The organism is Actinomyces oris (assembly GCF_006546825.1).
GTDB classification, from domain to species: Bacteria; Actinomycetota; Actinomycetes; order Actinomycetales; family Actinomycetaceae; genus Actinomyces; species Actinomyces oris.
This window is the reverse complement of sequence record NZ_VICC01000005.1, coordinates 16,132-42,810: the sequence shown is the minus strand read 5'-3', so window position 1 is coordinate 42,810 and position 26,679 is coordinate 16,132. Positions and strand designations below refer to the sequence as shown.

Annotated in this window: 21 protein-coding genes and 1 pseudogene; 15 read left to right on the top strand and 7 right to left on the bottom strand. The window is 70.3% G+C overall.

What is annotated here, in order from left to right; all coding sequences use genetic code 11:
- Positions 1–13: 13 nt before the first annotated feature.
- The 3 genes from FK267_RS06530 to FK267_RS06520 are packed head-to-tail and all read right to left on the bottom strand — an operon-like array spanning position 14 to position 4,289.
- Positions 14–1,711 (bottom strand): multicopper oxidase domain-containing protein, encoded by a 1,698-nt coding sequence (locus FK267_RS06530; RefSeq protein ID WP_141406692.1) that lies wholly within the window; start codon positions 1,709–1,711, stop codon positions 14–16.
- Positions 1,708–3,111 carry a hypothetical protein gene (locus tag FK267_RS06525; RefSeq protein ID WP_141406691.1) on the bottom strand — a complete coding sequence of 468 codons (1,404 nt, stop codon included), beginning with the start codon at positions 3,109–3,111 and terminating at the stop codon, positions 1,708–1,710. Before FK267_RS06525 ends, FK267_RS06530 begins: the two co-directional genes overlap by 4 nt.
- Positions 3,108–4,289: a hypothetical protein gene (locus FK267_RS06520; protein WP_141406690.1), complete on the bottom strand. Its 1,182-nt coding sequence runs from the start codon at positions 4,287–4,289 to the stop codon at positions 3,108–3,110. Before FK267_RS06520 ends, FK267_RS06525 begins: the two co-directional genes overlap by 4 nt.
- Before the next feature lie 229 nt (positions 4,290–4,518).
- Here FK267_RS06520 and FK267_RS06515 point away from each other — a divergent pair, with 229 nt between their 5' ends.
- The 3 genes from FK267_RS06515 to FK267_RS06505 all read left to right on the top strand — a co-directional run bounded on the left by FK267_RS06515 (position 4,519) and on the right by FK267_RS06505 (position 6,464).
- Positions 4,519–4,815, top strand: a complete 297-nt coding sequence (locus FK267_RS06515; protein WP_003785642.1) for a DUF2249 domain-containing protein — start codon at positions 4,519–4,521, stop codon at positions 4,813–4,815.
- Between the two features lie 127 nt (positions 4,816–4,942).
- Positions 4,943–6,133 (top strand): GTP 3',8-cyclase MoaA, encoded by a 1,191-nt coding sequence (gene moaA / locus FK267_RS06510; RefSeq protein WP_141406689.1) that lies wholly within the window; start codon positions 4,943–4,945, stop codon positions 6,131–6,133.
- A gap of 22 nt (positions 6,134–6,155) precedes the next feature.
- Positions 6,156–6,464: a MoaD/ThiS family protein gene (locus tag FK267_RS06505; protein ID WP_020991718.1), complete on the top strand. Its 309-nt coding sequence runs from the start codon at positions 6,156–6,158 to the stop codon at positions 6,462–6,464.
- A 63-nt stretch (positions 6,465–6,527) separates the two neighbouring features.
- Here the strand turns inward: FK267_RS06505 and FK267_RS06500 are convergent, their stop codons facing one another.
- Positions 6,528–6,995: a molybdenum cofactor biosynthesis protein MoaE gene (locus FK267_RS06500; RefSeq protein ID WP_232622543.1), complete on the bottom strand. Its 468-nt coding sequence runs from the start codon at positions 6,993–6,995 to the stop codon at positions 6,528–6,530.
- Positions 6,996–7,172: 177 nt separating this feature from the next.
- Here FK267_RS06500 and FK267_RS06495 point away from each other — a divergent pair, with 177 nt between their 5' ends.
- The 3 genes from FK267_RS06495 to mobA all read left to right on the top strand — a co-directional run bounded on the left by FK267_RS06495 (position 7,173) and on the right by mobA (position 9,773).
- Positions 7,173–8,510 (top strand): molybdopterin molybdotransferase MoeA, encoded by a 1,338-nt coding sequence (locus tag FK267_RS06495; protein ID WP_141406688.1) that lies wholly within the window; start codon positions 7,173–7,175, stop codon positions 8,508–8,510.
- Positions 8,511–8,590: 80 nt separating this feature from the next.
- Positions 8,591–9,103 carry a cyclic pyranopterin monophosphate synthase MoaC gene (gene moaC / locus FK267_RS06490; RefSeq protein ID WP_075414628.1) on the top strand — a complete coding sequence of 171 codons (513 nt, stop codon included), beginning with the start codon at positions 8,591–8,593 and terminating at the stop codon, positions 9,101–9,103.
- A gap of 19 nt (positions 9,104–9,122) precedes the next feature.
- A complete protein-coding gene (gene mobA / locus FK267_RS06485; RefSeq protein ID WP_141406811.1) occupies positions 9,123–9,773 on the top strand; it encodes a molybdenum cofactor guanylyltransferase in 651 nt (216 codons plus the stop codon).
- 43 nt (positions 9,774–9,816) lie between these two features.
- On the opposite strand, the gene FK267_RS06480 is transcribed toward mobA, so the two are convergent.
- On the bottom strand, positions 9,817–10,350 hold the full coding sequence (locus FK267_RS06480; RefSeq protein ID WP_141406687.1) for a MogA/MoaB family molybdenum cofactor biosynthesis protein: 534 nt from the start codon (positions 10,348–10,350) through the stop codon (positions 9,817–9,819).
- A 319-nt stretch (positions 10,351–10,669) separates the two neighbouring features.
- On the opposite strand from FK267_RS06480, the gene FK267_RS06475 reads away from it, so the two are divergent.
- The 8 genes from FK267_RS06475 (at position 10,670) to moeB (ending at position 23,759) form a co-directional block, all read left to right on the top strand.
- Complete coding sequence (locus tag FK267_RS06475; protein WP_075371228.1) at positions 10,670–11,998, top strand: MFS transporter; 1,329 nt, start codon at positions 10,670–10,672, stop codon at positions 11,996–11,998.
- A gap of 203 nt (positions 11,999–12,201) precedes the next feature.
- On the top strand, positions 12,202–15,978 hold the full coding sequence (locus tag FK267_RS06470; RefSeq protein WP_141406686.1) for a nitrate reductase subunit alpha: 3,777 nt from the start codon (positions 12,202–12,204) through the stop codon (positions 15,976–15,978).
- Entirely contained in the window at positions 15,978–17,657 is a 1,680-nt protein-coding gene (gene narH / locus FK267_RS06465) for a nitrate reductase subunit beta (protein WP_141406685.1), read from the top strand. Before FK267_RS06470 ends, narH begins: the two co-directional genes overlap by 1 nt.
- 1 nt (position 17,658) lies before the next feature.
- The gene (gene narJ, locus FK267_RS06460) at positions 17,659–18,426 is read left to right on the top strand and encodes a nitrate reductase molybdenum cofactor assembly chaperone (protein ID WP_141406684.1); all 768 of its coding nucleotides are present in this window, start codon (positions 17,659–17,661) and stop codon (positions 18,424–18,426) included.
- On the top strand, positions 18,423–19,211 hold the full coding sequence (gene narI, locus FK267_RS06455; protein WP_075254575.1) for a respiratory nitrate reductase subunit gamma: 789 nt from the start codon (positions 18,423–18,425) through the stop codon (positions 19,209–19,211). The genes narJ and narI overlap by 4 nt, the downstream gene beginning before the upstream one ends.
- A gap of 31 nt (positions 19,212–19,242) precedes the next feature.
- Positions 19,243–20,214: a molybdate ABC transporter substrate-binding protein gene (gene modA / locus FK267_RS06450; protein WP_141406683.1), complete on the top strand. Its 972-nt coding sequence runs from the start codon at positions 19,243–19,245 to the stop codon at positions 20,212–20,214.
- 42 nt (positions 20,215–20,256) lie between these two features.
- Entirely contained in the window at positions 20,257–22,395 is a 2,139-nt protein-coding gene (locus FK267_RS06445; RefSeq protein WP_141406682.1) for an ABC transporter permease, read from the top strand.
- 41 nt (positions 22,396–22,436) lie between these two features.
- On the top strand, positions 22,437–23,759 hold the full coding sequence (gene moeB, locus FK267_RS06440) for a molybdopterin-synthase adenylyltransferase MoeB (protein ID WP_075375252.1): 1,323 nt from the start codon (positions 22,437–22,439) through the stop codon (positions 23,757–23,759).
- Between the two features lie 491 nt (positions 23,760–24,250).
- Here moeB and FK267_RS06435 read toward each other — a convergent pair whose 3' ends face one another.
- Both FK267_RS06435 and FK267_RS06430 read right to left on the bottom strand, forming a co-directional pair.
- The gene (locus FK267_RS06435) at positions 24,251–25,078 is read right to left on the bottom strand and encodes a zinc transporter (RefSeq protein ID WP_373693155.1); all 828 of its coding nucleotides are present in this window, start codon (positions 25,076–25,078) and stop codon (positions 24,251–24,253) included.
- Complete coding sequence (locus tag FK267_RS06430) at positions 25,075–25,839, bottom strand: DUF6318 family protein (RefSeq protein WP_373693167.1); 765 nt, start codon at positions 25,837–25,839, stop codon at positions 25,075–25,077. The genes FK267_RS06435 and FK267_RS06430 overlap by 4 nt, the downstream gene beginning before the upstream one ends.
- A 470-nt stretch (positions 25,840–26,309) precedes the next feature.
- Here FK267_RS06430 and fecE point away from each other — a divergent pair.
- A pseudogene (gene fecE / locus FK267_RS06425) lies at positions 26,310–26,447 on the top strand (Fe(3+) dicitrate ABC transporter ATP-binding protein FecE); the annotation flags it as partial.
- Positions 26,448–26,679 lie beyond the last annotated feature (232 nt).

Below are 26,679 nucleotides of genomic sequence, written 5' to 3'. Positions count from 1 at the left end.
AGGCGCCCGCTTTTCAGGCCGTGACCTCCAGGACGCCGTGAGCGCCCTTCTCCATGTCGGCGAAGGAGTGCGTCACGAACACGTAGTGTCCCGGCTCGGATGCGACGCACTCGACGAATCCGCCCTGGGCCGGCTGCAGGCCGAGGGCCTGGGAGCCGCCGGACCAGGCGGCCCCGATCCGGTTCGGGCCGCCCAGGGTCCAGGCCCCCTCGAAGAAGACCTGATCGAACTGCAGGCCGACGGCGTGGAACGACGTCGGAAGAGAGGGGCCGGCGGCCATGACCCAGAAGCGCACGCGCTCCCCGACCTTGGCCTTGAGCGGCTGCTGGTGGTATTGGAAGGCCACCCCGTTGAAGGTCATGAGGTCGGGGGTCTTGGCGGCGATCTTCTCCGTGTTGGGCTCGCCGCCCTCGGGGCCGAGGTAGACCTCGGAGGCGACGATGACGTACTCGCGGTCCACGGCCGTCAGCCCCGGTGGGTCGATGATGACGGCCCCGTGCATGCCGGCGGCCAGGTGCAGGCTCATCGGCGAGGTGGAGCAGTGGTAGAGCCAGATCCCCGAGTGCTGGGCCTTGAAGGTGTAGACGAGGGACTCCCCGGGGTTGATCGAGCGCATCGCCTGATCGGGCGGGGTGATCCCCGCGTGGAAGTCCAGGGAGTGGCTCATCGTGCCGTCGTTGACCAGGGTGATCTCGAAGGTGTCCCCCACCTTGCCGCGCAGGACGGGGCCGGGGACCTGCCCGTTGAAGGTCAGGCGCCGCTGGGTGACGCCGGCGCCGACCGGCATGACCTGCTCCTTGACGGTGAAGGTGTGCCGGTGGGTCATGGGGCCGCCGTCGGGACTGGTGGGCGCCGGTGGCAGGGCGGCGTCGAAGGCCTTGAAGCCTGCGGGCAGCTGGGCCGAGTAGTCGGGAACCGCGTCCTTGCCGGAGCCGGTCTGATTGCTCTGGCCACCACCGTGCTGGTGATCGCCGTGCTGGTGGGCGCCGGCGGCCGCCCCGCCCGCGGTGACGTGGAAGACCATGCCCTGGGCGCGGTGGCCGGCGATGGAGCACCAGCCCTCGATCGGACCCGCGACGATGCCGGCGTCGAGGGTGCCCTTGGCTCTGGCGGCGATGCGCCCGGTGGTCTGGCCGGTGGCCAGGACGAGGTCGTGGACCTGGTCGGCGGTGTTGTCCAGGGTGATGACGAGCCGGTCGCCGGGGGTGACATCGACCGTGTCCGGTACGAACCGCAGGCCCTCCACCGTGATGGTGGCGTTGACGGTGTTGCCGGTGGGCGTGACGTCCTGGGTGGTTCCGCCCTGACCCCGGTTGCCGATGACGCTGCCGACGACGACGGCCGCTCCGGCGGTGAGCAGTCCCATGAGGACGCCGCGGCGGTCGGCGGACTGGAGCAGGCCGCCCGAGGACGAGGCGGCGGTCCTGTCTCCCGCCGTCGGGCCGACCCTGCCGGTCAGGGGGCGGCGGTTGCGGTCGATGGCGGGGGCGGTACCGGCGGTCACCGCTCGGCGGTGGGCGCCCTCGGGCTTGTCGGCGCCCGTCGCCGCGCGCCCATCAGTGTCGTCGGGGGCCTGAGCCGCACTGTCGGCGCCGCTGCGCTCGGTCTCCTGGGAGGCAGCGTCCTGAGAAGGGGCGTTCTCGGAGCCAGCAGTCTCAGGAGCGGCGGCCTCATCAGGGGATGGTGCCTGTGCGTCGGGCGTCTTCGTCATCGGGTTCCCCTTCGGGGCTGGGCGGGTCGGTGGCCCGCGGGGTCGGAGGTGGGGTCGGCGTCGGCCGGGGTGTGTGGGGTACGCGGCGGGCGCTTGCGCTGGGAGAGCTTGCGCAGGCTGAGGATCATGCCCGCCAGGAGGTAGGAGGTCACCAGCGCGGCCAGGGCTCCGGCGACGACGCGCACCTGCCAGGGCGCCCCCGGGTAGAGCGCCAGCAGGAGGCAGGCGTTGGCGGCGGTGACCCGGTAGGCGGCGAAGCGGTCCATGATCGCGTTGGTGGCCCGGGTGGCCGCGGGGCCGCCGCCGAGCATCACCGGGGTGAGGTAGCTCAGGGCCGCTACGAGGATCTGCAGGGCGAAGCCCGCCGCCAGGGGCAGGCGCAGGGAGTGGATGACCTCACGGGCAGCGGCGGCGTCGTCGGCCAGCGCCATGCGGGCTCCCAGGACGGCGACGCAGCCGACGAACCAGGCCACCGAGGCCGTGGCGGAGGCCGTGGCGAAGGAGGTTGGCGGGACCCGGCGGGCGGTGCGGTAGGCGGGCACGAGGACTGCGCAGGTGCCGCCGAGGTAGACCAGGGTGCCCAGACCCGCCAGGGGCGGCCACAGCCCGCAGGCGGCCACGAGCGCGGTGCCGCCCACGAGGTAGGGCAGGCCGCGGGTGGTCCAGCGCGGTGCGACCGGCTCCATGGGGGTGCGCAGCATCGTGGGCCACAGGACGGTGAGCGTGCCCAGGACCGTGGTGCCCACGAAGCCCAGCAGCATGGTGGTCGTGTGGGCCAGGTAGAAGCCGTCGGCCAGGGCCGAGCGCCCGTGGGCGTTGGACCAGGAGATGAGGAAGCCCAGGAGCGCACCGGTGGCCAGCAGGACCAGGGCGACGGCGTAGTGGAGGGCCAGGGATGCCAGGCGCGGGGCGATGGCCCTGCGGTACTGCACGGTGATGGCCACGACGCCGGCGACGGCCTGGGCCATGACGATGACCGCCCCGATGAGCGCGACAGCCTGCTGTCCCATGGTGATGCCGGTGAGCACGACGGCCGTGCCGAGGCTGTGGGCGTAGAGGCGCGCGTCCAGGAGGGCGGCGCCGCCCAGGGCCGGGCGGTGCAGGAGGGTGTCGGCGAAGTGGGCCGACCAGATGGTGATGGCGCTACCGATCCCGCCCAGGAGCAGGGCGTGCAGGGGCAGCCACGTGCCCCAGGAGGCCAGGGGGCCCACGATGGTCAGGGCCGCCAGGACCGCGGCGATGAGCAGCCAGGCCATGACGAGGGCGTTGCGACGCACCTGGGTGGTGCGCCGGGAGGACTTCTTGGCGGGGCGGCCCGGACCACTCGCTCGTCCGGGGCCGGGAAGTGAGCCGGGCCGGGGGGCGGACCCGGTACCGGGAGAACCGATGGACAGGCTCATGCGGGGTCCCCTCCCGCCTGCGACGACGCCGATCCGGATGCCGTGGTCGCGGCCGGTTGTCTCGCCCGAACCGGCTTGCGGATGCTGCCGGAGGTCAGGACGCGCCCCAGGGTGAGGACCATGAAAGCAAGAATCGCCGCCACCCCGACGGCGCCGCCGACCTTCCAGATCGAGGAGGCCTCCGCCAGCAGGCCGGCGACGCGCACCGCCAGGCCGGCGTGCAGCAGAACGTAGGGCAGCCACATGAGCCGGTGGTAGGGCAGGGAGCGATGGACGATCGCGGGGATGATGACCGGCGCGTGGGCCAGGATCATGGAGAAGGCGAAGCCCACCGTGATGCAGTGGATGACGATCTCGTAGGCGGCCCCGTTCAGGCCCTGCAGGCCCCACAGTGACCAGACCGCCCCGGCGACGGCGAGCCACACGTAGCCGGCGAGCATGGAGGCCGCCATGAAGCGCACCCCGCCGTGCAGGCGCACCGTGCGCCGGGCGACGTCGTAGTAGGCCATGACGATGGCCAGCCCCAGCAGGGCCGGGCCGACCATGAGGTGGGAGCCCGGTGCGATGAGCAGCAGGCAGGCGCCCAGGACCGCCGCGCCGGACAGCGCCTCGACGACGGTCTCCACCATCTCGTCGAGGAAGGCGATACGGGCCAGCTCCAGGCGCTCACCGATGATGGTGAGCGTGGGGAAGAGCAGCCACAGCGGGACGACGTCCTCCATGCCGCGCCCACCCAGCCACAGGACGTCTCCCAGCAGGAGGGCGGCCCCGCCCATGGCCTCGACGTCGACGGCGGCGCTGGGGGCGCGCCGGTGAACCCGCAGGTAGATGGCGCACAGGATGCCGGCGGCGCCGGTGAGGAGGCCCCGGCCGACGACGTCGGGCACGCCGGCCATGAGGGCCAGGCAGCCCGCGGCACTTCCCAGTGGGGCGAGGAAGGCCCAGGGGGCGCGGGCGGCGACCGCCCGCTCCAGGGCGATGACGGTCCCCAGGAAGCCGACCAGCATGAGGGGGCCGTGGAGCGCCGCCAGCTCGGCCCCGTCGACGGGGGCCGGAAGGTTGAGGCGCAGGAGGGCGGCGTTGAGTCCCATGAGGATGCAGGCGGCGCCCAGGGCAAGGGCCACCAGGCGCGGCGCCACCCGGCTGGTCAGCGCCTGGCTGAGTCGGTCCGTCTCCACGGCCCAACCGTATCCAACCGCACCGCAAACCCCCGCACTCACATCGACAAAAACTTCACAAACGACACGGCTCCGCGTCACTTATGAAGTTTCGGTAAGCTTGAGTGGCGCCGGCCGCGCCGACGGAGGTGGACGGCCGTAACGCTGAAGGTGGACGGCCGTGACAGCCGGCCCCGCGGTGGTAGTAAGGTCACGCACACCAGTACGAAACACTCCGAAGGAGAGCCCTATGAGCGAGAGCCCCGAGCTGCTGCCCGTCACTGAGAAGAAGTCCAGCTGCGGCTGCCACGAGCACAGCGACGAGCGCCTCACCCTGGACGCGCGCGCCATCCCGCACCGTCTGCGCCACGCCGCGGTCATCGGCGCCGCCTCCTCCCTCAACCCCGGTGAGGGCTTCGACCTGGTGGCCCCGCACGTGCCCACCCCGCTGCTGGCCCAGATCGACCAGCTGCCCTTCACCTTCCAGCACACGCTGCTGGAGCAGTCCGAGGGCTTCGCACGCGTCGAGATCCTGCGCACCGCCTGATCCGCGCCAGAGCGCGACCGGTCGACGGGAGACACCCGCGGCCCCGAGCACTCGGCTCCGGCCACGGGCTCGGGGCCTCAGCGGGCCTGACTCCGTGCCGCCGGCGCGCTCCCGATATGCTCAACGCATGACGCCTGCACCGCTCGATGCCGCGGTCGTCGGCCCGAGCAGGAGCCGTGGGACCTCCGCGGACCTGCCCATGCCGACGACCCGGCCGGTGCTACCCGAGCTGCCAGAAGGTCCCGGCTCGCCGGCCCCGGCCGCCGACGGCGTCCCCCAGCAGCTGGTCGACCGCTACGGGCGCACCGTGCGCGACCTGCGCCTGTCCATCACGGACCGCTGCAACCTGCGTTGCACCTACTGCATGCCCGCGCAGGGTCTCCAGTGGCTGCCCACCCCGGATCTGCTGACCACCACCGAGCTCACCCGCCTGGGGCGTATCGCCGTCGAGCGCCTGGGAGTCGAGCGCATCCGCCTGACCGGTGGCGAGCCGCTCATGCGGCGCGACCTGGAGGAGATCGTCGAAGCACTGTCCGCGTTGCGGACCTCGGCCGGGGTCAAACCGGATATCGCCCTGACCACGAACGGCCTGGGCCTGGAGAAGCGGGCCGCCGGGCTGCGGGCGGCGGGCCTGGACCGCGTCAACATCTCCATCGACTCCCTGGACCCGCAGGACTACGCCGCCATCACTCGCCGTGACCGGCTCGCCGACGTCCTGACCGGGATCGCTGGCGCCCAGGAGGCCGGCCTGGACCCCATCAAGGTCAATGCCGTGGCCGTGCCCGCCACCGTGGAGGAGCGGGCGCCGCGCCTCCTGGCCGAGTGCCTGCGCCGTGGCTGGCAGCTGCGGTTCATCGAGCACATGCCGCTGGGACCGCGCGAGACCTGGAGCAGCCAGGACGTCGTCGGCGTCGATCAGATCCTGGAGGTGCTGCGGGAGGCCGGATTCACCCTCACCGAGGTGGGCCGCCCGGACCGTCGTCCGGCTGCGCTGTGGCGCGTCGCCGCCGGAAGCGCGGCGGGCCAGGACCATCCGGCCGGGACGGTGGGAGTCATCGCTTCGGTCACCTCACCCTTCTGCTCGGACTGCGACCGTACCCGTATCACGGCCGACGGGCGCCTCATGACCTGCCTGTTCTCCAGCACCGAGACCGACCTGCGCGGCCCCATGCGCACCGGGGCCGACGACGACGAGCTCATCCGCATCTGGGCCGGCGCCACCTGGGGCAAGCCCCGCGCGCACGGCTCGGACAGTCCCCACACCGAGAGCGACGGCTTCGCCCGCCCGCAGCGCACCATGTCGGCCATCGGCGGCTGACCCGAACACCAAGGAGCCCACGATGAGTCCCTCCCCCGAGATGTCCCCCCAGGCTGGCGCGCCTGCGGGTCGGGCGCAGATCTCCGTGACCCTGCGCTACTTCGCCGCGGCCACTGAGGCCGCCGGGCGTCCCGAGGAGCGCCTGGACCTGCCCGCCGGCACGACACTGGCGGCTCTGCGCGAGCAGCTCTCCGGTCGAGGCCTGGAGATGGCGCGGGTCATCCCGATCTGCAGCTTCCTCGTCAACTCGGTCTCCACCCCGGCGGACTCGCTCACGCCCCTGGCCGACGGCGACGCCGTCGACGTGCTCCCGCCCTTCGCCGGCGGGTGACCACCGCATCGAGCCGGGCGGTCGTCGCGCAGCCCGAGACGTTCCCGGCCCGGCGACACGACGTCAGGCGATGTTGCTCCACTGGCTCGAGCCGTCGGTGAAGGTCTGGCGCTTCCACACGGGCAGGCGCTCCTTGACCTCCTCGACGATCTGGCTGCACACGGCGAAGGCCTCGGCGCGGTGGTCGGAGCTGACGGCGACCGCGAGCGCCACCTCCCCGACGCTCAGGTCGCCGACGCGGTGAACGACACCCAGGGCCCGCACCCGCCCCTGCTGGGCCACGTCCCGGGCGATCTGCTCGACGACCTGGCCGGCCGTGGGGTGACAGGAGTAGCCGATGCCGGTGACGGCGCGCTCGGCGTCGTGGTTGCGGACCACGCCCTCGAAGGTGACGACGGCGCCGGCGGCGGCGTCCTGGACGGCATCGGCGAGCTCGGTGACGCTGATGGGGGCCTCGGTGACCTCGGCGCGGACCACGCGGGCCGTGGGAGCCGGGAGCGGCCGGCTGGGCTGGTCGGGACTGGGCGTCACGGGGTCTCCTCGATCGGGGCGGCGGGCTGGGAATGATCGGATGGTCGGCCGCGAGCATACCCATGTGGGCTTCCCCGGCTGAACGGGCATGATAGGCCCCGGACGTTCGGGCACCGGCCCCGCGACCGCCCGCCCCGAGTCGCAGCCCACGGGGCGCTCGCCGAAGGAAGGACCGCTATGGCGCAGATGATTCCGCTGGAGGACTACGTCTCCCAGGTGCTGGAGGCCCTCTCGCCCCTTGAGGGCGGCCGTGTGCCACTGGGGCGAGCGCACGGCCGGGTGCTGGCCGAGGACGTGACCGCCACCGTGCCGGTGCCACCGTGGACGAACTCGGCGATGGACGGCTACGCGGTGCGCGCGAAGGACACAACCGACGCCCGCCCACAGACGCCCGTGGTGCTGCCGGTGAGCGGGGACGTTCCGGCCGGCGCCGCACCGCAGCCCCTCGCGGAGGGAACCGCCCAGCGGATCATGACCGGGGCGATGCTGCCCGAGGGCGCGGACGCCGTGGTCAAGGTGGAGGACACCGACCAGGCTCCCGGCCCACACCCGATTCCCGAGCGCGTCGAGATCCGCGCGGCAGCGACCCCGGGCCTCAGCGTGCGCCGCGCCGGGGAGGACGTGGCCGCGGGCGATCCGGTCATGGCGGCGGGGACGAGGCTGTCAGCGGCGGCCATCTCCGCCCTGGCCTCCGTGGGGCTCGGCTCGGTGCTGGTGCGGCCGCAGGTGCGCGTGGCGGTGGTCTCCACCGGGGCCGAGCTGCGTGACGCCGGCCAGGCGCTGGAGCCCGGGACGATTCCCGACTCCAACTCCCTGCTGCTGGCCGGGCTGGTCGCCGAGCACGGGGCCGTGTGCACGAGCGTGGCCCGCAGCGGCGACACGGCCGAGGCCCTGGCCGAGGTGCTGCGGCAGGCCGCGGCCGGCGCCGACCTCATCGTCACCTCCGGGGGCGTGTCCGCGGGAGCCTTCGATCCTCTGACGATGCTGGCGCAGGCGCAGCGGGGCAAGGAGGCCCCAGTGCACCTGGACTTCGTCAAGGTGGCCATGCAGCCGGGCAAGCCCCAGGGGCACGGCTGGGTCCTGACCGACGACGGCCGGCGGGTGCCGATCATCTGCCTGCCGGGCAACCCGGTGAGTGTCCTGGTCTCCTTCACCACAATCGTGGCCCCGGCGCTGGCCCGCCTGGCCGGGCAGGACGCAGAGGATGGCGGCGCAGAGCCGCTTCCGGGGCGGCCTGTCCTGACGGCGCGCGCGGCGGTGGGCTGGCGGACCCCGCCGGGGCGGCGCCAGCACGTTCCGGTGCGCTTCACCGAGGCCCCCACCGGCTCCGGAGTCCGTTCCGACCTCGGTGACGGCGCGGGCCTCCCCTGGGTCACGCCCACCCACCGGCTGGGCTCCGGCTCGCACCTGGTGGCATCGCTGCCCGCCGCGCAGGCACTGGCGGTGGTGGCCGCCGAGGTCGAGGCGGTCGAGGTCGGCGACGAGCTGCCCCTCATCCCGCTGTCCGCCTCGTAGCGCCCGCCGGCCGCCCCTGAAGGCCGCCGCGGCGAGCCACGTCCACGACGCACGATCCCACCCCCAGTGAAGGAGCCCCTGTGACTACCCGCCCCGAGATCACCCTCACCCACCTGGACGAGGCGGGCGCCGCCTACATGGTGGATGTCACCGCCAAGACCCCGACCGTGCGCGAGGCCCGCGCCACCGCCTTCGTGGCCTGCTCGGAGGCGATCGTCGACGCCCTGCGCAGCGGTTCTGTCCCCAAGGGAGACGTGCTCGCCGTGGCCCGCGTGGCCGGGATCGCGGCGACAAAAAAGGTCCCCGAGCTCCTCCCCCTGGCGCATGTCATCGGCGTGCATGGGGCGCGCGTGGACCTGGAGATCGTCGACGGCGGCGTGCGCATCGAGACCACGGTGCGCACGGCCGACCGCACGGGCGTGGAGATGGAGGCCCTCACCGCCGCCACCGTGGCGGGACTGGCGATCGTCGACATGGTCAAGGGAGTGGACCGGGGCGTCGAGCTGCGAGAGGCCAAGGTGGTCGCCAAGTCCGGGGGACGCTCAGGGGACTGGGTGCGCGGTGACCGCGGTGACCGCGGTGACGCTGCCTGAGCAGACGGTCGGCGCCATCATGAGCACCGCGGATGCAGCCGATGTCGCCGAGGTCGCCGAGACCGCCGACGTCGTCGTGCTGGCCGGCGGGACCGGCACTCGGTTGGACGGAGCCTCCAAGCCCGATGTCGTCGCCCGGGGGCTGCGCCTGCTCGACCACGTGCTGGCCGGACTGGAGCAGCTTCGCGAACAGGGCCTTCCGCTCGGACGCGTGTGCGTTGTCGCCCCGGCGGAGGTCGCTCTGCCCGGAGGCGTCCTGCGAGCGCTGGAGGACCCTCCTCTGGGAGGACCCGTCGCCGGGATCGCGGCCGGGCTGGATGTCCTGGGACGGAGTGGCCCGGTTGCGGAACTCACCGGGATTCTCACCTGCGACGCGCCCTTGTCCTGGAGGGCGCTGCCGGCCCTGCACCGGGCGCTGGCGCAGGCCGGGCCGGAGCTGGACGGCGCCTGCGCCCGCGATGGCGAGCACACCCAGTACCTGCTGGGCCTCTACCGCCGCCGAGCACTGGCCGCGGCCGTCGCCCCGGACGGCGCGCCTCTGCGAGACACGGCTGTGCGCCGGGCACTCGGGTCGCTCGGCGTCAAGGCCATCCCCACGGCTCGCGATGTCGTGCGGGATCTGGACACCTGGGCCGAGGTCCATTCCTGGGACTCGGGCCGCTCCGAGTAGCAGCCCGGCTCAATCCGAATCGCTCAGTAGTGCTCGAGTGTGCTCAGTGGTCGCCGCCGCCGAGCTGCTCCAGGACATGGGGCACCAGGGGGCCGACGACGGCGACGGTGTCCTTGACCCCGCCGCGTGAGCCGGGGGCGTTGACGACCAGGGCGCCGTCGTCGCCGCGGGAGGTCACGCCTACCAGCCCGCGGGACAGTCCCGCCAGCGGTGTCTTGGTCAGCCCGTGGGCGCGGATTTGCGCCTCGATGCCCTCGATGCGGGTCTCCAGTAGTGGCGCCGTGGCCTCCGGGGTGAGGTCTCGGGGGGTCACCCCGGTACCGCCGGTGGTCAGGACCACCCGGGCGCCGCCGGATACCGCCCGCCTGATCGCCTCACGCACCGGCTCAACGCCGTCGGGCACGAGGTCCACCTTCTCCACGACGACGTCGTGCTCAGCCAGGAGGCGCTGGGCCAGCGGACCGGAGAGGTCCTCTCTCTCACCGCTGACGCAGCGGTCGGAGACGGTGATGACGGCGCCCTTGACGGGCTCGGACAGGGCCGCCAGGCCCTTCTGGACGATGGGGGTCTCACTCATGGGCCCACCGTAGTCCGCATACACCCCGCGCGGCTCCTCCGTCTCCCGCCCGGTATTTCAAGGGCAACACGTCCCGATCCAACCGGCAACCTCAATTAGGCAACTAATATTGAACCTAATTCACCGCCCTTAGTCACCTCCGAGATGTCGGTTTCGCCTCGTATTGCTCAGACATTCGTCCCTTGCATGAAGATCTGACCAACTCAATGCATCATTGAGCGCGGTGCGAGTCCGTAGGCTTTCACCGACTTTCTCCAAACAGTCTCTGGTCCAGGGCGCTGTCGCCCAGCGGACCGAGCCCCACAACAGCAGGAGCCCTATGTCCACGCTCGACACCTCCGGTCGCGTCCTCACAGGCTGGAATCCCGAGGAGCCGGAGAACTGGTCCGCAAAGATCGCCTGGACCACTCTGGCCATCACCACCTTCTCCCTCATGCTCGGCTTCACCGTCTGGTTCCTGCCCAGCGCGGTGGCACCCAGGCTCAACGACATCGGCTTCCACCTGACCAAGAACCAGATCTACTGGATCACCTCGATGCCGGGTCTGTCCTGCGCCGCCCTGCGCCTGATCTACATGTTCCTGCCCGCCACCATCGGCGCCCGCAAGATGATCGGCTGGTCCTCCCTGCTGTACATCCTGCCGATGCTCGGCTGGTTCTTCGCGGTGCAGAACCACAACACCTCCTTCGGTGTCCTGCTCGCCCTGTCCTTCGCCTGCGGTATCGGGGCCGCCACCTTCTCCGGCTACATGCCCTCGACCGGCTTCTACTTCCCCAAGCGCCTGGCCGGCACCGCCCTGGGCCTGCAGGGAGGCCTGGGCAACATGGGTATGAGCGTCATCCAGCTCGCCGCCCCCTTCCTCATGAGCATCAGCCTGTTCGGGCTGACCTGGGTCGCCCCCCACCACGAGGGCGCCCCCATGGTCGTCAACGCCACCGTCTTCTTCCTGCCCTGGTCCCTCGTCGCGGCCTTCCTGACCTTCCGCTACATCAAGGACGTCCCGCTCAAGGCCAACATCAAGGAGCAGATGGACATCTTCGGCAACCTGGACACCTGGCTCATGACGGTCCTGTACATCATGACCTTCGGCGTCTTCTCCGGCTTCGCCGCCCAGACCGCCAACATCATCAACAACAACTACGGCGCCACCTCCGACCTGGCCGAGCACTTCACCAAGGGCGACCTGCCCCAGGGGGCCTCCTACGCCTTCATCGGTACCCTCATCGGCTCCTTCCTGCGCTTCGCCTGGGGGCCCCTGTGCGACCGCTTCGGCGGAGCCATCTGGACCTTCGTCTCCGCCATCGGCATGGCCGTCACGATGGCCTGGTGCGGCTACCTGGTGGCCGCCGCGGACGACCCGGCCGACTTCACCATCTTCATGGTGGCGCTGCTGGCCATGTTCTTCTTCGCCGGCGTCGGCAACGCCTCGACCTTCAAGCAGATGCCGATGATCATGCCCAAGCGCCAGGCCGGCGGCGCCATCGGCTTCACCGCCGCCGTGGCCTCCCTCGGCCCCTTCCTGGTCGGTATCGCCCTGACCCTCATGCCGACGCACGTCTTCTTCTACAGCTGCGCCGTCTTCTGCGTCGTGTGCGCCGTCATCTGCTGGATCCGCTACGCCAAACCGGGCGCCAAGCGTCCGGGCTGATCCCCCCTCCGGCCCCGGTCGGAACCAGCCCGTCGGGGCCACCGCCAATCACCGACTGACCAGCTCGACGGCGGACGCGGCCAGCATCATGGCCGCGTCCGCCGGGAGCAGCCGGAACCACTCAGGGCCCACCCCTCGAGCTCCGGGCCACCATTCGTCACCAACCACCACACCCATCAACTTCACGGACCAAAGGACCATTGATGAGCACCACCGGCTCCCAGACCACCGGCCCCGGGATCGTCCCTGGGCCCGACCAGCAGGTCGAGAACGCCCCCGGACTGCTCACGCTGGGCTCGTACCTGCGTCGAGGACAAGCCTCTGCCGACGCCCGCCGCCTGTTCCTCACCGGAGGGCGCGAGGCCGACACCTTCTACCGCCACCGGTGGAGCCACGACAAGATGGTCCACTCCACCCACGGGGTCAACTGCACCGGGTCGTGCGCCTGGGAGGTCTACGTCTCCGATGGCATCATCACCTGGGAGAAGCAGATCACCGACTACCCCACCACGGGGCCGGACATGCCCGAGTACGAGCCCCGCGGCTGCCCGCGTGGCGCGGCCTTCTCCTGGTACACCTACTCCCCCACGCGCATCCGCTACCCCTACGTGCGCTCGGTCCTCCTGGACGCCTTCCGCGCCGCGAAGGCCGACAACGACGGCGACCCGGTCGCCGCCTGGGCGCAGGTCACCGGTGACCCCGCCACCGCCAAGGCATACAAGTCCGCCCGAGGCAAGGGCGGCATGGTCCGCGTGGGCTGGGACGAGGCCATGGAGATCGTCGCGGCCGCCTACGTCCACACCATCCGCGCCTGGGGCCCGGACCGGATCGCCGGCTTCAGCGTCATCCCGGCCATGTCCCAGGTCTCCTACGGAGCCGGCGGCCGCCTCCACGAGCTCATCGGCGGCACGATGCTCTCCTTCTACGACTGGTACGCCGACCTGCCGCCGGCCTCACCGCAGGTCTTCGGTGACCAGACCGACGTCCCCGAGGCCGGCGACTGGTACAACGCCCAGTACCTCATGATGTGGGGCTCCAACCTCCCGCTGACCCGCACCCCGGACGCCCACTTCATGACCGAGGCCCGCTACCACGGGCAGAAGGTCGTGGCCGTCTCCCCCGACTACGCCGACAACACCAAGTTCGCCGACCAGTGGCTGCGCGTGGCCCCGGGCACCGACGGCGCCCTGGCCCAGGCGATGGGGCACGTCATCCTCTCCGAGTTCCACGTCAAGCGCGAGGAGTCCTTCTTCCTGGACTACATGCGCCGCCACACCGACTCCCCCTTCCTCATCGGCCTGGAGCCCTCCCCCGACGGCACCAGCTACGTGCCCGGCCGCTTCGTGACGGCCTCCGACGTCAACGGCGTCGCCACTGGCGCCCCGAAGAACGAGTTCCGCCCCCTCGTGTGGGACCGTGAGCGCGGCCCGGCCGACCCCGGCGGCACCCTGGCCGATCGCTTCACCCCCGAGGGCGAGGGCAGGTGGAACCTGCTCATGGACGGCGTCGACCCGGTCATGAGCATCATGGACCTGCACGGCCAGGGCCCCCAGGTCCAGGCCGCCGAGGTCCTCCTGCCCCGCTTCGACCTGCCTGGCTCCTCCACCCCCGAGGGCTCCGTGGGCGGCGGCGTCGTGCGCCGCGGCGTGCCGGTCACCCGCATCGGGGACCGCCTGGTCACCACCGTCTACGACCTGCTCCTGGCCCAGTACGCCGTCGAGCGCCCCTCCATGCCCGGCGAGTGGCCCACGGACTACCAGGACGCCACCGTCCCGGGCACACCCGCCTGGGCCAGTGAGATCACCGGTGTTCCCGGCCCCGCCATCATCCAGGTGGCGCGCGACTTCGCCCTCAACGCCGTGGAGTCCGGCGGCCGCTCCCAGATCGTCATGGGCGCGGGCATCAACCACTACTACCACGCCGACCAGATCTACCGGACGATCCTGGCGCTGACCTCTATGTGCGCCACCCAGGGCGTCAACGGCGGCGGCTGGGCCCACTACGTGGGTCAGGAGAAGGTCCGCCCGCTCAGCGGCTTCCAGCAGTACTCCTTCGCCCTGGACTGGCACCGCCCGGCCCGGCAGATGATCGCCACGGGCTTCTGGTACCTCACCACCGACCAGTGGCGCTACGACACCACCTCCGCCGAGCGCCTGGCCTCCCCGCTGGGACCGGGCACCCTGGCGGGTAAGACCACGACCGACGCCATGGTCGAGGCCATGAAGCGCGGGTGGACGCCGTCCTACCCGACCTTCAACCGCAGCCCGCTGCTCCTGGGCCAGCAGGCCGCCGAGGCGGGCATGGACCCCAAGGACTACGTCGTCGAGCAGCTGCGCTCCGGTGAGCTGCGCTTCGCCTGCGAGGACCCCGATGCCCCGGAGAACTTCCCGCGCATCCTGTGCTCGTGGCGCACGAACCTGCTGGGCAGCTCGGCCAAGGGCACGGAGTTCTTCCTGCGCCACATGGTGGGTGCGGACAACGACGTCAACGCCGTCGAGAACCCGCCCGAACAGCGTCCCGCCTCGGTGACCTGGCGCGACGAGGCTCCCACCGGCAAGCTCGACCTCATGTGGACCGCGGACTTCCGCAACACCTCCACCACCCTGCACTCCGACGTCGTCCTGCCGGCGGCCACCTGGTACGAGAAGCACGACATCTCCTCGACCGACATGCACCCCTTCGTGCACTCCTTCAACGCGGCCATCGACCCGCCCTGGGAGGCGCGCACCGACTTCCAGGTCTTCCAGACCCTGGCCGGGCTCATCTCCGCCTGGGCGCCGCGCTACCTGGGCACCCAGACCGACGTCGTCGCCGCGCCCCTCACCCACGACACCCCCGACGCCCTGACGATGGCGCACGGTGACGTGTCCTCCCTCCCCCAGGAGTGGGTGCCGGGAGTGACGATGCCCAAGCTGGTGCCCACCGAGCGCGACTACACCCAGATCCGGGCCAAGTTCGACGCCCTGGGCCCCCTGGCCGAGAAGCTCGGGATGCCCTGCAAGGGCATCATGCTCAAGCCCGGCCCGGAGGTGGAGCGTCTGGCCCGCAACCACGGGGTCTCCTCCGACGGCGTGGCCGCCGGCCGGCCGCTGCTCGACACCGACATCCGCGCCGCCGACGCCATCTTCACACTGTCGGGCACCACCAACGGGCGTATCGCCACCGAAGGCTGGGACACGCTGTCCAAGCGCACCGGCACCCCGCTGGTCGAGCTCAGCGAGGAGGAGGCAGGCAAGCACATCTCCTTCGCCGACACCCAGATCAAGCCCCAGGGAGTCATCACCTCCCCGGAGTGGTCCGGTTCCGAGCACGGCGGCCGGCGCTACTCGGCCTTCGTGGTCAACGTGGAGCACGCCAAGCCCTGGCACACCCTGACCGGGCGCATGCACTACTACCTCGACCACGACTGGATGCGAGACATGGGCGAGTCCCTGCCTATCTTCCGGCCACCGCTGGACTTCCACGCCCTGTACGGGGAGGCCGCGCCGGGCTCGGTATCCACGAGCCAGGCGGGCACGGCGGAGGTCGCGGTGCGCTACATCACCGCGCACAACAAGTGGGCGATCCACTCGCAGTACTTCGACAACCTGCACATGCTCACACTGGGACGCGGGGGCCAGACCATCTGGATGAGTCCCCAGGACGCCGATAAGATCGGTGTCAAGGACAACGAGTGGGTCGAGGCCTACAACCGCAACGGCATCGTGGCGGCTCGCGCCATCGTCTCCCACCGCATCCCCGAGGGCATGGTCTTCATGCACCACGCCCAGGAGCGCACCATGAACACCCCGCTGACCGAGACCAGCGGCAGGCGAGGCGGGACGCACAACTCCCTGACCCGGATCGTGCTCAAGCCCAGCCACTTCGCCGGCGGCTACGGGCAGCTGTCCTACGCCTTCAACTACATCGGCCCCACGGGCAACAACCGCGACGAGGTCACGCTCATCCGTCGCCGCAGCAACCAGGAGGTGACGTTCTGATGAAGGTCATGGCTCAGATCGCAATGGTGATGAACCTCGACAAGTGCATCGGCTGCCACACCTGTTCAGTGACCTGCAAGCAGGCCTGGACCAACCGCGAGGGCACCGAGTACATGTGGTTCAACAACGTCGAGACCCGCCCGGGTGTCGGCTACCCCAAGGGTTGGGAGGACCAGGACACCTGGCGCGGCGGCTGGGAGCGCACGGCCTCGGGCCGCCTGCGGCCCCGCTCGGGCGGGCGCCTGCGCCGATTGGTCAACATCTTCGCCAACCCGGAGATGCCAACGGTCGAGGACTACTACGAGCCGTGGACCTACGAGTACGACAAGCTGCTCTCGGCCCCCAAGGACTCCCCGGCGATTCCGGTGGCGCGCGCCAAGAGCCAGCTGACCGGCGAGTACATGCCCACCATCAAGTGGGGTCCCAACTGGGATGACGACCTGGGCGGCTCCATGGAGACCCTCCAGCAGGACCCGATCATCGAGGCGATGAGCACGAAGGTGCGCACCGACATCGAGTCGGCCTTCATGTTCTACCTGCCGCGCATCTGCGAGCACTGCCTCAACCCCACCTGCGTGTCCGCCTGCCCGTCGGGCGCCATGTACAAGCGCACTGAGGACGGCATCGTCCTGGTGGACCAGGACGCCTGCCGCGGCTGGCGCATGTGCGTGTCCTCCTGCCCTTACAAGAAGGTCTACTTCAACCACGCCACCGGCAAGGCCGAGAAGTGCACCCTGTGCTACCCGCGCCTGGAGATCGGCCAGCCCACCGTGTGCTCGGAGACCTGCGTGGGCCGCCTGCGCTACCTGGGCGTCCTCCTCTACGACGCCGATCGCGTCTCGCAGGCCGCCGCCGTCAAGGACCCGCAGGACCTGTACATGGCCCAGCGCGAGATCCTCCTCAACCCCCACGACCCCGAGGTCGTGGCGGGCGCGCGCGCCGAGGGCGTGCCGGACAACTGGATCGAGGCGGCTCAGGCCTCCCCCATCTGGGACCTCATCGACACCTATGAGGTGGCCCTGCCCCTGCACCCCGAGTACCGCACCATGCCGATGGTCTGGTACATCCCGCCGCTCTCCCCGGTCGTTGACGAGGTCGCGGCCGCAGGCCTGGACGGCGAGAACTACAAGGTGCTGCTGACGGCCGTCTCCGACATGCGCATTCCGCTGGAGTACCTGGCGGGCCTGTTCACGGCCGGCGAGACCAACACGGTCGAGCTCGTGCTGCGGCGCCTGGCCGCGATGCGCTCCCACATGCGCGACGTGCGCCTGGGCCGCGAGCCCGACCCGGCCATCGCCGCCGCCGTGGGCCTGGACGGCAAGAAGCTGGAGGCCATGTACCGCCTGCTGGCCATCGCCAAGTACGACGACCGCTACGTCATCCCCACCGCCAAGCCCGAGGTCCCCCGCGGAATGGAGTCCATAGGCAACGACGTCATGACCCTTCTGGGTGAGGGGGCCCCGGCCGGGTGCCACCCCGACGTCGCCTCCTTCCACGGCCAGGGCGGCGGCGCCATGAACGGCGGCCCGGTGAGCCTGCCGCTGCCGACCGTGCGCCGCGAGCCGGTGCCGGCCGCCGGCCCGGGCATGCCGCAGGTCGGTGTGCCTGAGCCGGTGGGGCAGGCCCCGGCGTCCGACTCCTCGACCGGCCCGGCGGTCGCAGCCCCCAGGGACCTCTGAGATGGTCTCCTTCGTCCGCGCCCCCCGGGTTCTTGAGAAACCCGCCGAGGTGCACCTGACGCCCTCCCAGCGAGCCACCGTGCACATGGCGGCCTCGCTGCTGCTGGACTACCCGGCCGAGGGGACTCTGGAGACGCGCCTGAACGCCGTCGAGGCCGAGCTGGCCACGCTACCGGCGGAGGTGGCCGTCCTCCTGGAGGACTTCATCGCTCAGGCGCGGCGCCGCGGCGAGCGGGCCATGGCCGAGCACTACGTGGAGGTCTTCGACCGACGTCGGCGCTGCTGCCTGTACCTGACGTACTACACGGTGGGAGACACCCGGCACCGGGGCGCCGCGCTGCTGGCCTTCAAGCAGGCGCTGGCGGCCGCCGGCTACGAGATGGCCGCCGACGAGCTGCCCGACTACCTGCCGGTGGTCCTCGAGCTGTCTGCACGCAGCGGCGACGAGGTGGCCAGCGCGCTCCTGTCCTCCCACCGGGAGGGCATCGAGGTGCTGCGCAGCGCCCTGGCCGACGCCGCCTCCCCCTACGCGGGGCTGGTGGAGGCCGTCTCGATGACTCTGCCGCAGATCGACGAGGCCACCGCCGAGCGCGTGCGCGCCCTCGTGGCGGCCGGTCCGCCCACCGAGACCGTCGGTGTCACCAATACCCTGCCCTTCCCGACCATTCCCGTGCGCAACCCGAGCCTGTCCGGTGCACCCGCCGTGCCGGGCTCGGCACCAGTCGCCGATCCTTCCCCCTTCACGAGCAGCCAGGAGAGCATGACATGAGCCCGATTCAGCAGAACCTCATGTGGGTGGCCCTGCCCTACGCCAGCCTGGTGCTGCTGGTGGCAGGCATGATCTGGCGGTGGCGCACCGACCAGTTCGGCTGGACCTCCCGATCCTCGCAGTGGAACGAGTCCCGCATCCTGCGCCTGGCCTCCCCCCTGTTCCACCTGGGCTTCCTCATGGTGATGGGCGGTCACGTCGTCGGGCTGCTGGTGCCCAAGGACGTCACCGAGATGCTGGGCGTCTCCCAGCACATGTACCACCTGGGCGCCACCTACCTGGGAACCTTCGCGGCCATCCTGACGATCGTGGGCCTGGTCGGGCTCATCTACCGGCGCATCGTCGTCAAGAGCGTGCGCCTGGCCACCACCCGCAACGACCTGGTCATGTACTGCTTCCTCATCGTGCCGATCCTGCTGGGCTCGGCGGCCACGGTCCTCAACCAGCTCGCCGACGCCCACGGCTACGACTACCGCGAGACGATCAGCCCCTGGCTGCGCTCGGTGCTGGTTCTCCAGCCGCGCCCCGAGCTCATGGCCGACGTCCCGGTCTCCTTCAAGCTCCATGTCATCGCGGGCTTCCTGCTCCTGGCGATCTGGCCCTTCACCCGCCTGGTCCACGTGGTCTCCGCGCCCGTGGGCTACGTGACCCGCCCCTATGTGGTCTACCGTTCCCGCGAGGGCGCCACCTCCACCGCTCAGACCTCACGAGGCTGGACCCCGGTGCGGACCCAGGGCACCGGCAACCAGGGGGCCAACGACGTCACCCCTTCCCAAGGCGCCTGATCTCGGCTGCCTCAGCCCGAAAGGACACGCAATGGGTATCTCACGTCGTGCGGCGATCGCCGCCGTCAGCCTGCTCTCCGCCGTCTCCTTGGCCGCCTGCGGAGGCTCCGCCTCCAACAGCTCCACGGGTGGGGCCACCGGAGCCGCCTCCGCGAGCGCCTCGGGCGGCGCGCAGAAAGCCACCGGCAAGGTAACGGTCCTGGCCGCGGCCTCCCTCCAGAAGGCCTTCGAGGAGATCGAGAAGACCGTGGAGAAGGACAACCCCGGCCTGGACGTCACCTTCGACTTCCAGGGCTCCCAGGACCTGGTGGCCTCCCTGGCGGGCGGCGACAGCGCCGACGTCCTGGCCACGGCCGACGAGCCCACCATGAACAAGGCCGTGGAGCAGAAGCTGGTCGGTGAGCGCACCGAGTTCGCCACCAACGTCCCGACCCTCATCGTCCCCAAGGGCAATCCCGCCAACGTCAAGGGCATTGACTCCTCACTCGACAACGCCAAACTCGTGATCTGTGTGGAGACCGCTCCGTGCGGCAATGCCGCCAAGGAGCTGGCCAAGGCCTACAACGTCACTCTCAACCCGGTCTCCGAGGAGCAGAAGGTGACGGATGTGCGCACCAAGGTCGAGTCCGGCGAGGCCGACGCGGGCGTGGTCTACAAGACTGATGCAGTGGCCGCCAAGGACAAGGTCGATGAGATCACCATCGACAATAAGGGCGTCGTGAACCACTACCCGATCGCCCAGACGGCCAAGCCCTCCAACCCCGAGGCCGCTCAGGTTTTCATCAACGCCATCACCAGCAAGTCCGGTCAGGAGATCCTGGCCAAGTACGGTTTCGGGAAGCCCGGCGACACCACTAGTGCGAGTGCCGGGGCGAGCCCCAGCGCCGGGGGCGCCGCTACGGCCAGTACCGCGGCCAGCGCCACCCCGTCCCAGGCCGCGACCGCTGGGGGCTCCTCCACCCCGGAGGCGGACAAGCCCACGGTGGAGACGACTGCTCCGTGACGGAGAGCAGGCCAGCCTCGCTGACCTGGTACACATGATTCTGTGAACCAGACATCCCCCACTGCGCGCTCCGCGCAGCAGTCAGTACAGCGGCCCGTCCGCGCCCTTCCGGGGCGTGGGCGGGCCGCTCGTTCCCCCCTGCCGGTGCTCGTCACTGTCCTGGCGATCCTGGGGGGCAGCGCGATCATCCTGCCCCTGGTGGGCATGGGGACGCGCGTGTCCTGGGGGCAGCTCCCCCAGCTGCTGGGGACGCCATCGGCGCAAGCCGCCCTGTGGCTCTCGATCCGCACCTGCCTGATCGCCACGCTGGTCTGCGTGGTACTGGGTATACCGCTGGCACTGCTCCTGTCCCGCAGCTGGCCGGGAGTGAGGTTCGCACGAGTTCTCGCGATTCTACCGATGACGATGCCGCCGGTGGTGGCCGGTATCGCACTGCTGGCGACCTTCGGACGTCGGGGCGTGTTCGGTGCCTACCTGGAGGCGTGGGATATTCCGATCGCCTTCACGACGACCGCCGTCGTACTCGCTCAGGTCTTCGTCGCCATGCCTTACCTGGTGGTCACTCTGGAGGCGGCGTTGCGCAGCCGCGACACTCTTGCCGAGACCACGGCTCGAACGCTGGGGGCGGGGCCCTGGCGGGTGCTGACACAGGTCACGCTGCCGCTGGCGGCTCCTGCGTTGGCTCGGGGCACCGCCCTGGCTCTGGGCCGGAGCCTGGGTGAGTTCGGGGCGACCATCGCCTTCGCGGGTTCCCGGGAGGGCGTCACCCGCACGATGCCGCTGGCCATCTACTTGGAGAAGGAGAGCGACACTGCCACGGCCCTGGCTCTCGCAGTGGTGCTCATCGGGTTGTCGTTCATCATCGTCGGGGCCACGACCGTGGACTGGTCCGGTCTGGTCGGTGCACTGCTGACTGCTCGCCAGGAGCGGGACGGGCAGGAGGTCGTCCCGACGTCCGAGCTCTCCTCGAATGAGGAGTCCAACGGTGACGTGCCCTCTTCCGCGCGTATCGCGTCCGCCAAGGCACCCCAGGAGGGCATCGGGCGCGGCCAGGACCTGCAGGTCGCCTTCGAGCTGCCGCAGCGCGACGTCGTCGTCGACCTGGAGGTGGAGGCGGGTCGCACGACGGCGCTCATCGGCCCCAACGGATCGGGCAAGTCAACGGTCTGCTCCGTGGTGGCCGGCCTGCTGGACGCCGAGAACGGCCGGGTCGTGCTCGGCGGGCGGGTCCTGGACGACCCTGGGCGCTTCGTGCGGGCGGGGCGGCGCCAGGTCGCGCTGCTCAGCCAGGAGCCGGGCGTCTTCACCCACATGTCGGTGCTGGGCAACGTGGTGTTCGCGCTGCGCTGCCAGGGGGTGAGCCGAGCGGAGGCGACGCGTCGGGCCCGCGCCGAGCTGGCCGCCGTCGGGGCCGAACACCTGGCCTCCCGCCCGGGAGGTGCGCTCTCAGGCGGGCAGGCGGCCCGCGTGGCGCTGGCCCGGGCGCTGGCGACGGGGCCCCGCCTGCTGGTCCTGGATGAGCCGATGGCCGCCCTGGACGTCACCGCCCGCCAGGAGATGCGCCGCCTGGTGGCGCGTCGATGCGCCGAGGAGGGGCTGACGCTGCTGCTGGTGACCCACGACGTCCTGGACCTGACGGCGCTGGCCGAGGACGTCGTCGTCCTGGACCGGGGCCGCGTCGTGGAGCAGGGGCCGACGGCGAAGGTCCTGTCGGCGCCGCGTTCGGACTTCGTCGCCCACCTGACGGGGACAGCCGTGCTCACCGGGGTCATCGACGGCGACGCCGAGGCTCCCGGGCTGCGGCTGCCGTCAGGGCAGGTTATCCATGGCCGGCCCCAGGGGGATGCCACTGGCGGGCAGGTCGGCGAGCAGGGGCACCGGAAAGGCCACGACGAGGTGCTGCACCCCGGAGCTCCGGGGATCGCGCTGGTGCCACCCGACGCCGTCGCCCTCTACCGTCAGGCGCCGCACGGCAGCCCCCGCAACGTCCTGACCGGCCGGGTGACGGGGCTGGAGCGCTCGGGGGCGCTGGTGAGCGTGCGCCTGGAGCTGGAGGAGGGACAGCGGCTGTCGGCGGCGGTCACCGCCGGAGCCGTCGCCGAGCTCGGCATCACCGAGGGCCGGGAGGTCTGCTGCGTCATCAAGGCGGTGCAGGTTCGTATCCTGGCTCGCCGGGGTTGAGAACTGCAATACCGGGGCGTTGAGAGAAGGACCGGATGAGAATGAGGGAGGGCCTTGTGAGCACCGTTGACCGAAACGATCGCGTTGGCGTCTGCGGATCGGTAATCGCTGAGGAGCGTCTGCGGCCGCTGAGCCGCGATGAGCTGGAGCGCTACCACCGCAATGCCCTCGTGCCGCAGGTGGGGCTCGTGGGGCAGCAGCGCATCCGCGCCTCCCGGATCCTGCTCATCGGTGCCGGCGGGCTCGGGGCACCGGCGGCCCTGTACCTGGCGGCCGCCGGGGTGGGGACGATCGGGCTCATTGACGACGACGACGTCGACGTCTCCAACCTGCAACGCCAGGTCATCCATGCCACGGCGGCCGTGGGGCGCTCTAAGGTGGACTCGGCGGCCGAGGCGATCAGGGCACTCAATCCCGATATTGAGGTCGTTGCCCACCGGACTCGGTTGACGGCGGACAATGCCCGGGAGCTGCTGGGCGGCTGGGACGTGGTCATCGACGGCACGGACAACTTCCCCACGCGGTACCTAGTCAATGACGCCGCTGTCATGCTGGGGCTGCCGCTGGTGCACGGGGCGGTGCTGGGGTTCAACGGGCAGGTGGGGGTCTTCGACGCGCTCCGGGGCCCGTGCTACCGGTGCCTGCACCCCGCCCCGCCGCCCGCAGGCTCGGTACCCTCCTGCGCGGAGGCCGGGGTGCTGGGGGTGCTGCCCGGCATCATCGGGACGATGCAAGCCGCCGAGGCACTCAAGCTGGTGATCGGCGGCGGGCAACCACTGCTGGGGAGGCTGGCGATGCTGGACGTCTGGGGGGCGCGCCTGCGGGAGATTCCGGTGGCGAAGAACCCAGCCTGCCCGGTGTGCGGGGAGAACCCGACGATCACCGCTCTGGTCGCTGAGGCTGATGCCTGCGCACTCCCCCGAGCCTGTGAGGCCGACGCGCAGCCGAAGGAACCCCGCTCCGGGGTTGACTCCTGCCTGCGGCCAGGGAGTTCCGCGTCCGGTCCCGCTGCTGCCAGCCGAATTCAGGAAGGTGGCGAGGTCCTGGATTCAGGGGCGGGAGTGGGTGTCGTCTCCGCGGCCGAGCTGAGGCGGCTCCTGAATGGCGCCAAGCCGCCGGCGCTGCTGGATGTGCGTGAGGACGTCGAGGTGGCGCTCGAACCGATGGAGGGGGCGCTGCACATTCCGCTGCGTGAGGTGACGGCACACATGGACGAGCTCGACCCGGGTCGGCTCACGGTGGTGGTGTGCGCTGCCGGGGTGCGGTCGGTCCGGGCCATCGAGTCGCTGAAGGCTGCGGGCTATCCCGGCCGACTTCTCAGCCTTGAGGGCGGCATAAGGGCATGGGCGTCCAGCCGGCCTTGACCGCGGCACTGGGTCCTGGAGCTCTGTCCGACCTTGACCGCGGCATCAGCGGGCCGTGGTGTCACGTTTGGCGACTTTTAAGCCGTCCGTCGGCTGACGTGCCTGGGCCTGTGCGGTTCTGATCTGCGCGTATGTGTCTGGGCGCGAAGCCTCGTCGGCCAGAGATGCTCGTAAAAGTCGCCAGTTGTGACACCACTCGGCGAGCTCGACGGTCTAAGGCGCAACTGTGTGCGCCAGCATCTGGGACTTAGGTGCTGTGGGTTGAGTGGGGGTCTCAGCGGTGCGCCGTGCGCCCTTGGTGTCACGATTGGCGACTTTTAAGCCGTCCGTCGGCTGACGTGCCCGAGCCTGTAAGGCTCTGACCTGCGCGTATGTGTCTGGGCGCGAAGCCTCGTCGGCCAGAGATGCTCGTAAAAGTCGCCAGTTGTGACACCACACTCGCGGAGTGAGCCTGGTGGTCTGAGGCGTGGGCGGGTGCTGGGTGTGGAGGGTTAGTGGCCTTGGGCTTCTTCGGCGTCGTCGGTGAGGTAGGTGACGACGCGGACCAGGTCGTAGGGGGTGGAGGTCTCGGTGGTGGTGATGGTGCCCTCGATGGGCCGCCACTGGCTCTCACCGGCGGGGCGGTATCGGGTGGTCCAGGTGGTGGTCAGGGTCGTGGTCACGCCGGTGGCGGTGTGCTGGTAGTGGTGGGTGACGGTCTGGTGGGGGTAGGGGGCTCCGGGGTCGGTGGTGGTTGTGGTGGTGCCGTCTTCCCAGTTCCAGGTGTAGGTGGTGGGGGTGAACTCGACCTCGATGGGAGTGCCCAGGATGGTGGTGGTCTGGTAGCGCACGGCGGGGTTGGTGTAGACGATGAAGGCCTTGGAGATGATGACCTTGGGGCCCGGGGGCTGACGCGTAATCCCAGAACCCTGAGCAATCAATGTCGCGGCCTGGCGGGTGGTGATCGTGACCGTCCGGGCACCACCGCCGCTGGTGGTGGTGGGTTGGTCGGGTTGGGTGGGACGGTGGAGGGTAGCCAGGTTGCACTTGTACTTGTCCAGCCCGTACTCGTCCTTCTCCGGTGAGCACTCCCGATGAGACTGCTCCTCCCACATCGACGGATCCGAAGCCGTCACAGCCGGACGCTCCTGAGACGGAGGCTCACCAGGAGGCGAATCAGGTAATTCTATCGTCTCGCTAGCTTCTCCGGTAATCTGTGTCCGACTTCCAGAGGAGTTTCCAGTGACAGTCGGATCAGATGATATTGGGTCACTTTGGGCTGAAGTCGTTGGAAGTAGCACCACTGACGTAATGGCCGCCATCATGAAAATGTTCCTCATTTTGAAATCACCTCCCCTTCGCCGATCATCCATCGACCGTTGACGTATCGAACACCGAACTTGAGCTCTTGCCCCTCGATCGGGTCGGCGGTCTCAGGGGTCTTCCCTGGATGACACCACGTCATTTGGCCATAGTTGATGTATACATGGACAAGGTTGTAGTTGTATCCTTCGAGTTTATCGTAGTACTTGATGTTTGTGATGTCTTGCTCCCACTTATTTGACCACCCCCCATCCTTGTGTAGATCATTTGCTCGATCGATGACCGATTGGCAAAATACGCACCGATCTTCGCTCATCTTTGCTAGTTCGGTGGTGTTGCCGGTCATGAAGGCGTAGCGGTAGAGGTCGAGGAAGTAGCCGACGCTGGCTGCTGCGCCTTCGGCGGTCTCCTCGTTCATCTGTGGGGGCTTGGCTGGGGCGGGTTCGGCCAGGGCGGCGTCGCGCTTGGCGCGCAGCTCAGGAGTCAAGGCGGCTTCCCGGGAGGCGGTCGCACTCGCGTTGGCGTCAGCGATGCCCTTCTCAGCCCGAGCAACAGCCGCAGACGCGCTGGCACTAGCGCTCGCACTGGCCTCGGCCTTGGCGTCCTTGACCGAGCAGGCCGCCACCCCCAGCGCCAGCACACACACCGCCACCACGCCAGCCACACCCTTTCGACGACGGTGCGCGCCACGGTGCGGCCTCGCCACGGCGACCTGGCCGGGGCCGGGTACTGGCCGCCGGGCACCTGTGGGCTTGGGGGATCGTAGGGACGTACTCATCACGGAAGCCTCCTCGCCACCTAAACAACTCACACCCCGCCCGGCCGGGCGACACTGCCCGTCCAGACGGTGCATTGACACTACCTGCCCCAACACCCCCGCACCAGACCCCGAACACACCCTGTGGAAAACCCCGAAACAGGACTCCCCGCACTCCCCTGGGGAGTCGGCACCTCTCGCGTCACCCAGCCCATAACCGTCGACCTCGACCGAGGCCAAGGAGAGTCATCGTGGCTGCGTGACCTGCAGTGGATTGGTGTCACCTGACCTCGCAGGACTCCACCAACCATCACGCAGCCACAACGAGGCACCCGCGGGGGCGGCCTGGGCGTCCCAGGCGAGACCCCGAGGACCGGCTCCGGTCAGCGAACCACGGGGCGGTTCCAGACTCACACGCCGCTTCAGGGCGGAACGGGCCACCCAGGTGAAGCCCCCGTCCGGCAACCACCGGACACGTTGACTCCCGGTGGGTCGTCACCGCCGAGATGGTCGAGGAGGTCTTCGGCCTGGCGGTCCAGGTCATCTCCGATCCGCTCACCGGGACCCCGCTGGTTCTGCCGCTTCCGCGCACGACCCGGGACACGGCGTCGGGCGGCAAGGCGGGGTAGGGAACGGCGCCGCCCGCGCCCCGACTTCGGCCGAGCGCGATCACCCGCGACCGCCTGTGGGCCTCACGGACCACTCACCGGCACCGGTCGTCGCCCGCGCTCGGGCCGAAACACACCTGCCTCACACGCCAAATAGGTCCCCCACTCCCCCACCGGCCGCCCCTGGCAGAACCTGCCAGGTGGTGGACCTGCACCGAGGCCCGCGCTTAGTCTTCACGTATCAACCAGAACT

What these genes read in the sequence shown, in the direction of transcription:
- FK267_RS06530 (WP_141406692.1), bottom strand. Translation starts at nt 1,711, where the DNA reads ATGACGAAGACGCCCGACGCACAGGCACCATCCCCTGATGAGGCCGCC.
- FK267_RS06525 (WP_141406691.1), bottom strand. Translation starts at nt 3,111, where the DNA reads ATGAGCCTGTCCATCGGTTCTCCCGGTACCGGGTCCGCCCCCCGGCCC.
- FK267_RS06515 (WP_003785642.1), top strand. Translation starts at nt 4,519, where the DNA reads ATGAGCGAGAGCCCCGAGCTGCTGCCCGTCACTGAGAAGAAGTCCAGC.
- moaA (WP_141406689.1), top strand. Translation starts at nt 4,943, where the DNA reads ATGACGCCTGCACCGCTCGATGCCGCGGTCGTCGGCCCGAGCAGGAGC.
- FK267_RS06505 (WP_020991718.1), top strand. Translation starts at nt 6,156, where the DNA reads ATGAGTCCCTCCCCCGAGATGTCCCCCCAGGCTGGCGCGCCTGCGGGT.
- FK267_RS06495 (WP_141406688.1), top strand. Translation starts at nt 7,173, where the DNA reads ATGGCGCAGATGATTCCGCTGGAGGACTACGTCTCCCAGGTGCTGGAG.
- mobA (WP_141406811.1), top strand. Translation starts at nt 9,123, where the DNA reads ATGAGCACCGCGGATGCAGCCGATGTCGCCGAGGTCGCCGAGACCGCC.
- FK267_RS06480 (WP_141406687.1), bottom strand. Translation starts at nt 10,350, where the DNA reads ATGAGTGAGACCCCCATCGTCCAGAAGGGCCTGGCGGCCCTGTCCGAG.
- FK267_RS06475 (WP_075371228.1), top strand. Translation starts at nt 10,670, where the DNA reads ATGTCCACGCTCGACACCTCCGGTCGCGTCCTCACAGGCTGGAATCCC.
- FK267_RS06470 (WP_141406686.1), top strand. Translation starts at nt 12,202, where the DNA reads ATGAGCACCACCGGCTCCCAGACCACCGGCCCCGGGATCGTCCCTGGG.
- narH (WP_141406685.1), top strand. Translation starts at nt 15,978, where the DNA reads ATGAAGGTCATGGCTCAGATCGCAATGGTGATGAACCTCGACAAGTGC.
- narJ (WP_141406684.1), top strand. Translation starts at nt 17,659, where the DNA reads ATGGTCTCCTTCGTCCGCGCCCCCCGGGTTCTTGAGAAACCCGCCGAG.
- narI (WP_075254575.1), top strand. Translation starts at nt 18,423, where the DNA reads ATGAGCCCGATTCAGCAGAACCTCATGTGGGTGGCCCTGCCCTACGCC.
- modA (WP_141406683.1), top strand. Translation starts at nt 19,243, where the DNA reads ATGGGTATCTCACGTCGTGCGGCGATCGCCGCCGTCAGCCTGCTCTCC.
- moeB (WP_075375252.1), top strand. Translation starts at nt 22,437, where the DNA reads ATGAGGGAGGGCCTTGTGAGCACCGTTGACCGAAACGATCGCGTTGGC.
- FK267_RS06435 (WP_373693155.1), bottom strand. Translation starts at nt 25,078, where the DNA reads ATGAGGAACATTTTCATGATGGCGGCCATTACGTCAGTGGTGCTACTT.
- FK267_RS06430 (WP_373693167.1), bottom strand. Translation starts at nt 25,839, where the DNA reads ATGAGTACGTCCCTACGATCCCCCAAGCCCACAGGTGCCCGGCGGCCA.